Source organism: Psychroserpens sp. SPM9 (genome assembly GCF_025153525.1).
Lineage (GTDB): Bacteria > Bacteroidota > Bacteroidia > Flavobacteriales > Flavobacteriaceae > Psychroserpens.
On sequence record NZ_JANZNR010000002.1, the window covers coordinates 473,223 to 486,639 of the forward strand.

Consider the following 13,417-nt stretch of genomic DNA (forward strand, 5'->3'; position numbering starts at 1 on the left):
GAATTGTAATTTTCAGCCTTTATTTTTTGCTGTGATACACTACAAACTATACCATTCTGTTTCCGACTTACCCAATACTTGGGATGAATTATTAGTAGACGATATATTCCTGAAAACGCCATTTCTAAAGGCTTTAGAAGATTCCAGTCCGTCTAATATTACAACTCATTTTTTGAGCGTTTTTGTGTCCGAACGTTTAGTAGGTATCGCCACCATTCAGCGTGTCGAGATGTACGTTGATGACGTGTTTAGAAAAACGTCTCATCAGTTTTTTAAGCGCTGCGGAAAGATTCTCATTTCAAAGATTGTTAAAGGTAATGCCTTAATCGTCGGAAACCTCATGCATACTGGTCAGCACGGACTCTACTTTGATGCATCATCCTTGTCTCAAGATGCATTTCTCAATTGCATTGCTGAAGGTTTAAAAGAACTTACTAGTTCAGTTAAGCAAAACCATGGAAAAAAAATAAGAATTATTGCCTATAAAGACTATTTTGAAAACGATCCTATTCATGATAGTACATCATTTTTCCGAAGACATAATTTATATAAAGCTAAGGTGCAGCCCAATATGATTTTTGATGTGCATCCAGATTGGAAATCTCCTGAAGACTACGTGTCTGCATTCAATAAAAAATACCGTAGACGTTATAAAACGGCTAGAAAAAAGTGTACCGACATCCATTGCAAAGAACTTAGCTTAGAAGACGTGAATACCTATTCTAAAACACTTTACGAATTGTATGAAAACGTATCAGATAATGCAGGTGTCAATTCTTTTAAATTACATCAAAATCATTTTTATAGTCTTAAATTTCAGCTTCAAGATACGTTTAAAGTATTTGGCTATTTTCTTAATGATGATCTTGTTGGCTTTTATACTTTAATACGTAATCATAATACGTTAGAGACTTATTTTTTAGGCTACAAGCAAGACTTACAGCATCCTTATCAAATGTATTTAAATATGTTATTTGATATGGTGTTTTATGGTATTTCTAATCAGTATAAGACTGTCATTTTTGCAAGAACGGCTATGGAAATTAAAAGTTCTGTGGGCGCACAACCACACCCAATGAACATTTATTTAAAGCATACTAATAATATTATTGCCAATACGGTTTTAAAATTAGTAGTTAAATACGCAAACCCTATAAGAGATTGGGAAGAGCGTCATCCGTTTGGTGTGTCACAATGATAAAATTGTATTAAAGCGCTTTGAAATACAGCTATTTATAAGTAAATTAATAAACACTTAAAGTTAAAAGATTATGAACAAGACAAGTCAAATTCTTACCGAAATATCAAAAGTAACACGTCAAATTCAAGAAGATTACCCAGAACTTCAAAAATATTTAGACGAAACCAGAAGTACACTACCAAAACCCGATAATGATGCGACCATGGAGAAAGAGCTTCAAGAATATTTGGACGGCTTAAAGGCCATGATAAAAAAATACAAAGAAGGGCACTAAAAAAAGCCTCAAAGTAGAGTTTTGAGACTTTATAATATAGTTAAATTAAGACGCGAACTACTCGTTATCGGTCTTCTTTTTAGCATTTTTCATCGCTTCACCAATTTGGTTACTCGCTGTAAAACTTGCGACCATATCGTTAAGCATATTGCTTCCAGCCTGAGGTGAATTAGGTAGCAAAATCAAGTTGCTGTTCGTTTCTCCTCCAATAGCTTGTAAGGTATCATAATGCTGTGTGACAACGATAAGCGCTGAGGCTTCTTGAGAATTAATTCCCACTTTGTTTAAAACTTCAACAGATTCTTCCAATCCACGAGCAATTTCTCGACGCTGATCTGCAATACCTTGACCTTGTAAACGCTTGCTTTCAGCTTCTGCTTTTGCTTTTTCAACAATCAAAATACGAGCGGCATCACCTTCGTATTGCGCAGCTGTTTTTTCTCGATCGGCAGCGTTAATTCTATTCATAGCTGCTTTTACTTGCGCGTCTGGGTCGATATCTGTTACTAAGGTTTTAATAATGTCATAACCATATTCCATCATCGCATCATTAAGTTCAGATTTTACAGCTATGGCAATATCGTCCTTACGTACAAAGACATCATCAAGTTTCATTTTAGGCACTTCGGCACGTACCACATCAAATACATAAGAGGTGATTTGATCATGCGGATAATCAAGTTTATAGAAAGCGTCATAAACCTTATCTTTAATAACTTTATATTGAACAGACACTTTTAAACGTACAAAAACATCATCTAAGGTTTTGGTTTCGATAATCACATCTAATTGTTGAATTTTTAAACTTAATCTGCCGGCAATTCTGTCTACTAACGGAATTTTAATTTGTAAACCAGAATGTCTAATACTCTGAAATCTACCAAAACGTTCAATAATAGCCGCAGTTTGTTGCTTAACAACAAAAAATGACGAAATGATGACAATTAAGGTTAAAAAAATAAAAGGGATGTAATAAATAATATTTTCCATAGAAGCTTTTTTAAGGGTTAGATAAAATACTCAGTTACTAAATTAAGTTATATTTGCTCAAATCACACATTATGAGTAAGCAAAATAAAGAGTTTATAATATTAGTAGCACTTTGTATCGGTTTTGTTACAACAGCTGTTGCTCAGCATAAGCGTTATGCCATTAAAAACGGTATTGGTATCATTGGCGGATTAACCCAATATGACATCGCAACCGATAATTTTAATACTAAAAGCGGTAGTGGCTTTATAGGTGGAATGATTGCTACTGTCGATCTTCCTCATAAATGGTACACTGTAAGTTACGGACTCCAGTTTTCGCAAAACACTTTAGAGATTACTGGTAGGCCTTCATTAGCAACAATCACTCAAGAGCAGATGGAGTACAAGCTTATGGCTGTGCAATTGGCATTTATGCTACACGCTAAAGTATTGGGTGATAATTTAACTATCGATTTAGGTCCGCAATTACAATACAATAGTGAGTTGGAACTTAAAGATGACAATCAGAGCAATTTCGTAATTGATGGGTTTGATAATTTACTGGCTAAAGACATTAGTAAGATCTCTCAGTTTAATGTGAATGGCGTCATTGGTGCTTCGGCAGGTATTGGTAACTTTAAGCTAAGAGCAGCCTATAGCTACGGGTTTACTAATATATTTAATAAGCTCAACGATCAAAACCTAACGACAACACCAACTTCTGAAAAATTTGAAGGTCATCAAAACATGCTGTCTTTTGCTTTAATGATTACGTTTTAATACAAATGTTAAGCGATTGCCATCAATTGATCGATGCGCTGTAAGGTTTCATCTTTTCCAATCATATAAATAATATCAAACACGTCGGGTCCTTGTAATGCACCAACCAATGCTAAGCGCAATGGCATCATGACTTTACCAAAACCAATCTCGTTTGAGGTAATCCAGCCTTTAACTGTATTTTGAAGGTGTTCTACAGTAAAATCTTCTACACCATTAATGAGTTCCTTAACGCTGGTTAAAACAGTTACTGTATCGTCTTTAATAGCTTTTTTTGTCGCTTTTTCATCATATTCTGAAGGCGCAACAAAAAAGAAATGGCTCAACGCCCAAAAATCACTAACAAATGTGGCACGTTCTTTAATTAAAGCAACAACCATTTCGATATACTGACTATCAATTTCAGCTAATTCAGGTTTTGAATTCTGAAATGCGACGGCTAAATCATAATTGTCTTGCGTTTGCATGTAATGATGGTTAAACCACTTGATTTTATCAGGATCAAAACGAGCACCAGCTTTATTAACGCGCTCTAATTCGAAAGCATTGACTAATTCTTCTAGACTAAAAATTTCTTGTTCGGTTCCAGGATTCCAACCTAAAAAGGCTAAGAAATTTACCATAGCTTTAGAAAAATAACCATCTTCTTTATAACCTCTAGAAATGTCTCCAGTTTTAGGATCTGTCCATTTCAAAGGAAATACAGGAAAGCCTAATTTATCACCATCACGTTTGCTGAGTTTTCCTTTTCCTGTCGGTTTTAAAATAAGCGGCAAGTGTGCAAACTGAGGCGCTTCCCAACCAAACGCAGTATACAGTTGATAGTGTAATGCTAAACTCGGCAACCACTCTTCACCACGAATAACGTGAGAAATTTCCATTAAATGATCATCTACAATATTCGCCAAATGATAGGTTGGCATTCCGTCACTTTTAAACAGCACTTTATCATCTAAAATATTGGTATCAATTTTTATAGCACCACGAATTATATCCTTAAGATGCAAGGTCTCGTCTTGAGGTGATTTAAAACGAATAACATAATCTTCTCCAGCTTCTATCTTGGCTTTTGTTTCAGCTTCAGAAAGCGATAAAGAGTTACTCAATTTGAGTCGGTTATGCCAATTGTAGATAAATGTTTTTCCTTTAGCTTCGTGATCTTTTCTGTGGAAATCTAAAGTTTCAGCAGTATCAAAAGCATAATAAGCATGACCTTTTTCAATGAGTTCATCGGCATATTGTTTGTATAAATGCTTGCGTTCACTTTGACGGTAAGGACCAAATTTTTCATTCTTTCCAACACCTTCATCAAACGGAATTCCGCACCAGTTTAAGGATTCTACAATATAATCTTCGGCACCTTCAACATAGCGGTTCTGGTCTGTGTCTTCAATACGAAGCACGAAGGTTCCGTTGTATTTTTTAGCAAATAAGTAATTAAAAAGCGCTGTTCTAACACCTCCAATATGTAACGGTCCTGTTGGGCTTGGTGCAAATCGCACGCGAACGGGTTTGGTCATTTTAAATGTTTTGAGGTTGCAAAGATAGAATAGCGTAGAAGAAAGAACAAAGAAAATACAATAAAGACGAAACGAGGTACTTTTCTTTCCTAATTGGTCCAGGTTTCTAAATGAATCATATCTCTGGGTACACGCTTATTCATAATATGAAACCATAAAGGCGGTATCATCGCTAACACCATGGATGTTGGATAGCCGAAAGGCATTTGCGGACTCTCTTCATGACAATCTAAAATTTGATACTTTTTAGAGCTTTTATAATGGTGATCACTATGTCTTGTTAATTCGTAGAGTACAATTCGGCCAATGACATGATTAGAGTTCCATGAGTGAATTTCTTTAACGCGTTCGTAACGACCAGATTTAGTTTTCAATCGGAGTAATCCGTAATGTTCAATATAATTAACGGTTTCTAAGAGTAAAATCCCTACAATTGCTGAACCTACAGCAAATATAAGTCCTGTAATTCCGAAGCTAAAGACCACCAATCCTAAATACGTCATTTGAAGCAAAACAAACCAAAACATGTCGTTTTTGACTGAAAAGAAGCCTTTTTTGTTGTTTTTTAATAGTTTTTCTTGAATTTCCCATGCTTTTGCATATTGCCGAAAAACAGAGGTGAACCAAAAAGAGTAGACACTTTGATTGTATCTAGCCGTAGCAGGATCTTCTGGAGTTGCCGCATGTAAATGATGACCAAAATTGTGTTCGATATAAAAATGCATATAAAGCGAAGGCAGGAGCAAGGCTTTACCAATAAAACGTTCGTTTGTATGTTGTCGGTGACCTAGTTCGTGCGCTACGTTTATACCATTCACACCCAAAACGATACCTACGGAAATAATCATTCCTACCAATTCGTAAGTTTCAATGGTTTTGGTAGTTGCCTCGTATAATCCAAAGAACAAGATGCCAAAAACCACAGGAATATTGAGGTATAATAACCAGTCAAATAGCTGTTTTTTTAGCTTGCTTTCAACCGCATCCTGAGATAAGTTTTCGGTATCTACAGGCAATAGGAGTTCTAAAACAGGAAGGATAACAAAAGCATATAAAGGCGCAAGAAATACCAGAGAACCTTTAAAATAGAGTCCGAAGCATGTCACAAACGGAATTGAAAAAGCGGTAAGGTATTTAAGGTCTTTCATAAAATGAGTGCTTAAAATGGTCTAAAATTTAACGCAACTCCTCGAAATTAACAGAATCTTACCAAATTTAAGCAATTACAGATGAAAATAAATTCTATATTAGTGAGTTAATAAGATATATGGCGAATAATTTTAAACAAATACAGGGCAAGTTAGAGCAGTTTATCAAGCGGTACTATACCAATGAATTGCTGAAAGGCGTTATTTTATTTTTTGCCATCGGATTATTGTATTTGATTGCCACCTTGCTCATTGAATATTTTTTATGGCTGAATCCTACAGCCAGAACCATTTTGTTCTGGGTTTTTATTGGAGTAGAACTGGCTTTATTTGCAAAGTTCATTGCCTTTCCATTGGCTAAATTATTCAAATTACAAAAAGGCATCAACTACGAAGACGCTTCACAAATTATAGGGAATCACTTTCCTGAAGTCAATGATAAATTACTCAATGTTCTTCAGTTAAATCAAACCCGTGAGCAATCAGAACTTTTAGAAGCCAGCATCGAACAAAAATCTGCCGAATTAAGCCCAATTCCGTTCAAATTAGCCATCAATTTTAAAAAAAACGCCAAATATTTAAAGTATGCAGCCATCCCAGTTGCTATTTTGCTATTGTCATTTATAACAGGAAAAATCAATTGGTTTAGCGATAGCTATGAGCGTGTTGTCAATTATAAAACCGCCTACGAACCGCCAGCGCCATTTCAATTTTTTGTCGTTAATGAGGATTTAAAAGCCATAGAAAATAAAGATTTTAAAGTGACTGTGAACACAGCTGGAGAGCTCATCCCAGAAAATGCACAGATTCATTTTAACAACCAATCCTTTTTTATGCAGCAAAAGGCGCCTGGACAATTTGAGTATGTGTTTTCTCAACCTAAAGAAGCACTTACGTTTAGCTTGTCTGCCAATGATGTACTTTCAAAAAACTATACGCTTGATATTATCAAAGTACCTACTTTGGTGAATTTTGAAATGGTACTGGATTATCCTGCTTACACCAAAAAACAAGATGAAGTTTTAAAAAGTACGGGAAGTTCTACCATTCCTGAAGGAACCAATGTGACCTGGAATGTCCTTACAAAATCTACAGATGAGGTTGTGTTTTATTCCAAAGACACGGTTGTTTTTAAACCTGTTTCTGAAGGAAAATTCGAGGCGACAAAACGTATTTTTGCTAATACAGATTATAGTATCAGTACGAGTAATAAGCAACTAAAGGACTACGAAAATCTAGCCTTTTCAATTAATGTGATTAAAGATGCTTATCCTGAATTGGATGTCAAAATGGAAAAGGATTCTTTAGACAATCAAACCCTGTATTTTTTCGGGCAAGTTAGTGATGATTATGGGTTGAGCAAGTTGCAAATGGTGTACTATCCAAGCCATAACCCTGAAGCCAAATCTTATGAGGCAATGCCTGTTTCAAAATCAAATTTTGATGAGTTTGTAAGTGCGTTTCCAAATCAGTTAAACCTAGAAGCAGGAGTTGACTACGAATTGTATTTTCAGGTGTTTGATAATGATGCCTTACATCAATATAAAAGCTCAAAAAGTTCGGTGTTTAGTTACAGAAAGCTAACTAAGGATGAAGAAGAGCAAAAGCAACTCGAAGAGCAGAATGAGACTATTAAAGACATCAGCAATACTTTTGATAAGCTTAAAGAACAAGATCAAGAGTTAAAAGAGTTTTCTAAAACTCAAAAAGAAAAGAAAGAGCTCAATTTTAATGACAAAAAGAAATTTGAGAATTTTATCAAACGTCAAAAAGAACAAGAGCAATTAATGAAAAATTTCAACAAAAAGTTGAAAGAAAACATTGAAGAATTTCAAAATGAAGATAAGGAGGAAGATCAGTTTAAAGAAGATTTACAAAAGCGCTTAGAAGAAAATGAAGAGCAACTCAAAAAAGACGAAAAACTTTTAGAAGAGTTGGAGAAGATGAAAGATAAAATTAACAAAGAAGAGTTTACTCAGAAATTAGAACAGTTAGCGAAACAAAATAAAAATAAAGAGAAAAGCTTAAAGCAACTTTTAGAATTGACAAAGCGTTTTTATGTGGCTAAAAAGGCTGAAAAATTACTCAAAGAATTAGAGCAGTTAGCTGAAGAACAAGAACAACTTTCAGAAGAAAAGAAAGAAAATAACACTAAAGAAGCTCAGGAGAAACTCAACGAAAAATTTGAAGATTTCCAAAAGCAAATGGAAGATCTTGACAAAGAAAATCAAGAACTCAAAAAGCCTATGGAGTTGCCTCAGGATAAGCCCACAGAGGAATCTATAAAACAAGATCAAAAAGAGGCTACAGATGCTTTAGAAGCGCAGAAAAAGCAAGATGAGCAAGAGCAGCAAGAACAAGGTGGCGACAAACCTGAAGAACAAGAACCAGGCGAAGAACCACAAGAAGGCGATAAGCCTCAAGGTCCACAACCTGACCAGCAAAAAGCGAAGCAAAAGCAAAAGCAAGCGGCAAAAAAAATGAAAGAGATGACGACCAAAATGTCTCAGGCAATGCAAATGGGAGGTGGTGAACAAATGCAGGAAGACATTGATGTGTTACGACAAATCTTAGATAACCTGGTGTTGTTTTCATTTGATCAGGAAAATTTAATGAATCAATTTAAAAGCATAGAAGTTAACCATAATGAATATGGAAAATTTTTGCGTAAACAGAGTAACTTAAGAGAGCATTTTGAACACATCGATGATAGTCTTTTCGCATTGTCTTTACGTCAACCTGCTATTTCTGAACAGGTCAATTCACAAATTACCAATGTGCTCTACAATATAGATAAATCTTTAGGTCAATTATCTGAAAATCAAATATATCAAGGTATTTCTTCCCAACAGTATACCATTACAGCTACCAACGAATTAGCTAGTTTTTTGAGTGATGTTTTAGATAATATGAACATGCAAATGAATCCTTCAATGGGTCAAGGGCAAGGTCAGGGTCAACAATTACCAGACATTATTATGAGTCAGGAAGAACTCAATAAAAAGATGCAGGAAGGGATGAAAAAAGGAGAAGGACAAAAGCCCAAAGAAGGTGAAAATGGAGAAGAAGGCGAGGGGAAAGGTGAAAAAGATGGAGAAAATGGCGATTCCAAAGATGGTAAAGAAGGGAAGGAAGGTAAAGAAGGCCAACAACAAGGCGAGGGTGAAGGTCAAGGCGATAGCGAACAAATAAACGGTGAACTTTATGAGATTTATCAACGTCAGCAACAATTGCGTCAGGCTTTAGAAAATAAACTTGGCGAGGAAGGTAAAAAAGGACCTGGCGGGCAATTACTTAAAAAGATGGAAGAGATTGAATTGGATTTAATCAATAAAGGGTTTACCAATCAAACACTTCAAAAGATGATGGATTTACAACATCAGCTACTGAAATTGGAAAATGCTACTTTTATGCAAGGTCAAGACAATAAACGTAAATCTGAAACCAATAATAAGGTATATGATAATAGCATTCCAAATCAAATTCCTACCGCTAAAGAATATTTCAATACTACTGAAATTTTAAACCGACAAGCATTACCTTTGCAACAGGTTTATAAAAAGAAAGTTCAAGAGTATTTTAAGAAAGTTAATGATTAATTTTAATTACGAAACCGATTTCAAATTAGAAGATGAAACGAAAGTTTCTAACTGGATTTCATCAGCCATTCTAAATGAAAATTGTAAAGAAGGTGAGCTCAATTATATCTTCTGCGACGACACGTATTTGCATCAATTAAATGTTGAATTCTTAAATCATGATACCTTAACAGATATTATTAGTTTCGATTATTCCGTAGGAAAAGAACTACATGGTGATATTTATATTTCTGTAGAACGTGTTGCTGATAATGCTAAAGATTTTCAAGTCCTTTTTAATGATGAATTGCATCGCGTTATCATTCATGGCATTCTTCATTATTGTGGTTATAAAGATAAAACCGAAACCGATGCGAAGACCATGCGACTCAAGGAAGACTACTATTTAAATACACTAAACTAGTATATTAGGATTTCGACGTATATTTGCAGACTGAAAAATTTAATTCTATAATGTTCCACGTGGAACAATACAATATATTATGTTCAACGATTTATATGATGTCATTGTTGTAGGCGCAGGTCACGCTGGAAGTGAAGCTGCTGCCGCTGCTGCTAATATGGGAAGCAAAACCTTATTGGTGACAATGAATTTGCAAAACATTGCACAAATGTCTTGTAATCCTGCGATGGGAGGCATTGCTAAAGGACAAATTGTAAGGGAAATTGATGCTCTAGGAGGATACAGTGGTATTGTAAGTGATACTTCGGCAATTCAATTTAAAATGTTGAACAAATCTAAAGGACCCGCTATGTGGAGTCCGAGAGTTCAAAGTGACCGTATGCGTTTTGCTGAAGACTGGCGATTGCTTTTAGAGCAAACTAAAAACTTAGACTTCTATCAGGAAATGGTGTCTGGATTGTTAGTTGAAAACCATAAGGTCGTTGGTGTGAAAACATCGCTCGGTTTGGAGATAAAAGCTAAAACAGTTGTTTTAACAAACGGAACATTTCTCAATGGCTTAATTCATATTGGCGATAAAAATTTTGGAGGTGGACGCGCAGGAGAACGAGCAGCAACCGGAATTACCGAACAGCTTATTGACTTAGGTTTTGAATCTGGAAGAATGAAAACTGGAACGCCGCCACGAGTTGACGGTCGCTCATTAGATTATTCTAAAATGATTGAACAGCCTGGTGACGAACAACCCGATAAATTTTCATATTTAGAACATATCAAACCACTCAAAGAACAACGCTCTTGTCATATGACTTATACGAGCCCTGAAGTTCATGATTTACTTCGTGAAGGTTTTGATCGTTCGCCAATGTTTAATGGGAGAATTCAAAGTACTGGACCAAGATATTGTCCGTCTATAGAAGATAAGATCAATCGTTTTGCCGATAAAGATCGCCATCAATTATTTGTTGAACCCGAGGGATGGAATACCGTTGAGGTTTATGTCAACGGGTTTTCAACATCACTTCCGGAAGATGTTCAGTTTAAAGCTTTAAAATCTGTTGCAGGTTTCGAAAATGTGAAATTCTTCAGACCAGGTTATGCGATTGAATACGATTATTTTCCGCCAACGCAATTAAAACATACTTTAGAAACGAAGCTGGTAGATGGTTTGTTTTTTGCTGGTCAAATTAATGGAACAACAGGTTATGAAGAAGCAGCCTCCCAAGGCTTGATGGCAGGAATTAATGCAGCTTTAAAAGTTCAAGAAAAAGATGAATTTATCCTCAAACGCAATGAAGCTTATATAGGTGTTTTAGTCGATGATTTAATTACAAAAGGCACTGAAGAACCTTATCGAATGTTTACTTCCAGAGCAGAATATAGAACCTTATTGCGTCAAGATAATGCAGATTTTAGATTAACGCCTAAGGGATACGATTTAGGTTTAGCAAGCGAAACGCGATTAAGACGTATGGAAGAAAAGCAAAAGGAATCTGATAATTTTGTACAGTTTTTTAGAGATACTAGTGTAAAACCTGAAGAAGTAAATCCTATTTTAGAATCTAAAAATTCATCTTTAGTTAAACAATCTGATAAGATGTTTAAGCTGTTTTCTAGACCTAATATTGCTACTGAAGATATGCGTAAAATTGAAGCAGTTGAGAACTATATTCAAGAGCATAATCTAGATACTGAGGTTATAGAACAAACCGAAATTCAAATCAAATATTCTGGATATATTGAAAAAGAAAAAAATAATGCCGATAAATTGAATAGGCTAGAGGACGTGAAAATCCCAGCTAATTTTGATTATACAAAATTAAAATCGATGAGCACTGAAGCTATTCAAAAGTTGACAAAAATTCAGCCAGTGACTATTTCACAAGCGTCTAGAATTTCTGGTGTCTCTCCTGCTGATGTTTCTGTTTTATTGGTGTATTTAGGAAGGTAATGGAGCGTATTGGTTTAAAACAAGAGATTCCATTAAGGCAAAAAATTTCTATTAGTTCACCCTTAATCGTTCTTGGTATTATTTTTTTGAATGAGAGTGTTCTCGTTGGATGCTTAGTTATTTTATTTGGCTTACTGGTTTTTAGTATCAACTATGCCTTGGTTATACCTAAAAGTTTTTCAAACTATTACCTGATTAGAAGCTTTAATATTCCATTATTTAAAGTCAAAAAGACTTTGTTTTTTCCTGATTATATTTCACTGTTTCATCAATCATTCAGACAATCTAATAATGTTGGTTTTCGACCTAATATTCTAAGTGATAGTAGCTACAAATTATACACGATAAAGTTGTTCCAAGAACACAAGAACAAGATTATATTTACATCAACTAATAAAGCAGATGTTTTAAATTACGGACAAGATTTAGCCCAACTTTTAGGAGTAGAATTGTATAATACCTTAGAATAGTTCCACGTGGAACATGAGATAAAAGGCTCTAATTTTAACTGCTCTTAATATCGTTATGAATTAATGTTATGATAGATAAATCAACATACTTACATGTTAAAGATCATTCGGTTTCTGGAGAGACGTTTCAACTGAAGTTTAATTCAGAATTGGATATGCTAGAAACCTATCCGCAACCAGAAATAGATAAATTAGGAGATTATTACGAAAGTGACGATTATATTTCTCATACAGATGCCAAGCGAAATCTTTTTGAAAAAGTATACCACTTCATCAAATCTATTGCATTAAAACGAAAATTAAAACTCATTAATGCTTTTAATACCGAAACCAAAACACTGTTAGATATTGGATGTGGAACCGGTGATTTTTTAAAAACAGCTAGAGAGGATCAATGGAAGGTTTATGGAATCGAACCCAACGAAAGTGCTCGAAATATAGCCAATCAAAAAGTAGAACAAGATGTATTTGACACGAATCATTTATCACAATTTGAAACGCAAACTTTTGATGTGATTACACTTTGGCACGTGCTGGAACATTTACCAGATTTAGAGGAATATTTAACTCAAATACAAAGGCTTTTAAAACCAAAAGGACGTTTAGTGATAGCGGTACCCAATTTTAAAAGTTATGACGCCAAATATTACCAAAACTTTTGGGCTGCTTATGATGTGCCGAGACATTTGTGGCATTTTTCACAAGGATCTATATCTAAGCTTATGAAACAACATCAGATGGAAATTGAAAATACCCATCCTATGATTTTTGATGCTTATTATGTCGCCTTACTTTCTGAAAAATATAAAAAGGGCTTTATGAATCCAATAGTCGCTTTTTGGATCGGATTTAAATCTAATCTTAAAGCAAAACGCTCAGGAGAATACTCCTCCATGATTTATGTGATAAAAAAGAGCTAAAACTCAATTTAAGGCGATTTAAGGGGCTTTTTATTGGTTTAGCAGCCGTTTTATAAGATAATCTTTGAACTTAGCTGTTGAGCCTATTTAAAGCCGTGGTTTTCTATAGGTAAAATAAATCAATATAGTTAAAGTGATAAATTGTGTATATGGCAATTTTTTTTAAGCAAAAACTGATTC

Annotated in this window: 11 protein-coding genes; 8 read left to right on the forward strand and 3 right to left on the reverse strand. The window is 34.8% G+C overall.

Going from position 1 to position 13,417, the window contains the following annotated elements; translation table 11 throughout:
- The first annotated feature begins 31 nt into the window (after positions 1-31).
- Positions 32-1,198: an aminoacyltransferase gene (locus N4270_RS05940; protein WP_260096015.1), complete on the forward strand. Its 1,167-nt coding sequence runs from the start codon at positions 32-34 to the stop codon at positions 1,196-1,198.
- 73 nt (positions 1,199-1,271) lie between these two features.
- Positions 1,272-1,475: a hypothetical protein gene (locus tag N4270_RS05945; RefSeq protein WP_260096016.1), complete on the forward strand. Its 204-nt coding sequence runs from the start codon at positions 1,272-1,274 to the stop codon at positions 1,473-1,475.
- Positions 1,476-1,532: 57 nt separating this feature from the next.
- On the opposite strand, the gene N4270_RS05950 is transcribed toward N4270_RS05945, so the two are convergent.
- Positions 1,533-2,465: an SPFH domain-containing protein gene (locus N4270_RS05950; protein WP_260096017.1), complete on the reverse strand. Its 933-nt coding sequence runs from the start codon at positions 2,463-2,465 to the stop codon at positions 1,533-1,535.
- Positions 2,466-2,536: 71 nt separating this feature from the next.
- Here N4270_RS05950 and N4270_RS05955 point away from each other — a divergent pair, with 71 nt between their 5' ends.
- A complete protein-coding gene (locus N4270_RS05955; protein WP_260096018.1) occupies positions 2,537-3,226 on the forward strand; it encodes a PorT family protein in 690 nt (229 codons plus the stop codon).
- 8 nt (positions 3,227-3,234) lie between these two features.
- Here the strand turns inward: N4270_RS05955 and gltX are convergent, their stop codons facing one another.
- Together gltX and N4270_RS05965 are read right to left on the reverse strand one after the other, a co-directional pair.
- On the reverse strand, positions 3,235-4,746 hold the full coding sequence (gene gltX, locus N4270_RS05960) for a glutamate--tRNA ligase (RefSeq protein WP_260096019.1): 1,512 nt from the start codon (positions 4,744-4,746) through the stop codon (positions 3,235-3,237).
- Positions 4,747-4,835: 89 nt separating this feature from the next.
- Positions 4,836-5,894, reverse strand: a complete 1,059-nt coding sequence (locus N4270_RS05965; protein ID WP_260096020.1) for an alkane 1-monooxygenase — start codon at positions 5,892-5,894, stop codon at positions 4,836-4,838.
- 119 nt (positions 5,895-6,013) lie between these two features.
- Between N4270_RS05965 and N4270_RS05970 the strand changes: the two genes are divergently transcribed.
- From N4270_RS05970 to N4270_RS05990, 5 genes are all read left to right on the forward strand, one after another.
- Complete coding sequence (locus N4270_RS05970; RefSeq protein ID WP_260096021.1) at positions 6,014-9,493, forward strand: DUF4175 family protein; 3,480 nt, start codon at positions 6,014-6,016, stop codon at positions 9,491-9,493.
- Positions 9,486-9,896, forward strand: coding sequence for an rRNA maturation RNase YbeY (gene ybeY, locus N4270_RS05975; RefSeq protein WP_260096022.1), 411 nt, complete (start codon positions 9,486-9,488; stop codon positions 9,894-9,896). Before N4270_RS05970 ends, ybeY begins: the two co-directional genes overlap by 8 nt.
- Before the next feature lie 79 nt (positions 9,897-9,975).
- A complete protein-coding gene (gene mnmG, locus N4270_RS05980; RefSeq protein WP_260096023.1) occupies positions 9,976-11,847 on the forward strand; it encodes a tRNA uridine-5-carboxymethylaminomethyl(34) synthesis enzyme MnmG in 1,872 nt (623 codons plus the stop codon).
- Positions 11,847-12,317, forward strand: coding sequence for a hypothetical protein (locus N4270_RS05985; protein WP_260096024.1), 471 nt, complete (start codon positions 11,847-11,849; stop codon positions 12,315-12,317). The genes mnmG and N4270_RS05985 overlap by 1 nt, the downstream gene beginning before the upstream one ends.
- A 68-nt stretch (positions 12,318-12,385) precedes the next feature.
- The gene (locus N4270_RS05990; RefSeq protein WP_260096025.1) at positions 12,386-13,237 is read left to right on the forward strand and encodes a class I SAM-dependent methyltransferase; all 852 of its coding nucleotides are present in this window, start codon (positions 12,386-12,388) and stop codon (positions 13,235-13,237) included.
- The last annotated feature ends 180 nt before the right edge of the window (positions 13,238-13,417 follow it).

Excerpts from the sequence above, each read along its gene's own strand:
- gltX (WP_260096019.1), bottom strand. The coding sequence starts at position 4,746 with ATGACCAAACCCGTTCGCGTGCGATTTGCACCAAGCCCAACAGGACCG.
- N4270_RS05990 (WP_260096025.1), top strand. The coding sequence starts at position 12,386 with ATGATAGATAAATCAACATACTTACATGTTAAAGATCATTCGGTTTCT.
- N4270_RS05945 (WP_260096016.1), top strand. The coding sequence starts at position 1,272 with ATGAACAAGACAAGTCAAATTCTTACCGAAATATCAAAAGTAACACGT.
- N4270_RS05950 (WP_260096017.1), bottom strand. The coding sequence starts at position 2,465 with ATGGAAAATATTATTTATTACATCCCTTTTATTTTTTTAACCTTAATT.
- mnmG (WP_260096023.1), top strand. The coding sequence starts at position 9,976 with ATGTTCAACGATTTATATGATGTCATTGTTGTAGGCGCAGGTCACGCT.
- N4270_RS05965 (WP_260096020.1), bottom strand. The coding sequence starts at position 5,894 with ATGAAAGACCTTAAATACCTTACCGCTTTTTCAATTCCGTTTGTGACA.
- N4270_RS05955 (WP_260096018.1), top strand. The coding sequence starts at position 2,537 with ATGAGTAAGCAAAATAAAGAGTTTATAATATTAGTAGCACTTTGTATC.
- N4270_RS05970 (WP_260096021.1), top strand. The coding sequence starts at position 6,014 with ATGGCGAATAATTTTAAACAAATACAGGGCAAGTTAGAGCAGTTTATC.
- ybeY (WP_260096022.1), top strand. The coding sequence starts at position 9,486 with ATGATTAATTTTAATTACGAAACCGATTTCAAATTAGAAGATGAAACG.
- N4270_RS05985 (WP_260096024.1), top strand. The coding sequence starts at position 11,847 with ATGGAGCGTATTGGTTTAAAACAAGAGATTCCATTAAGGCAAAAAATT.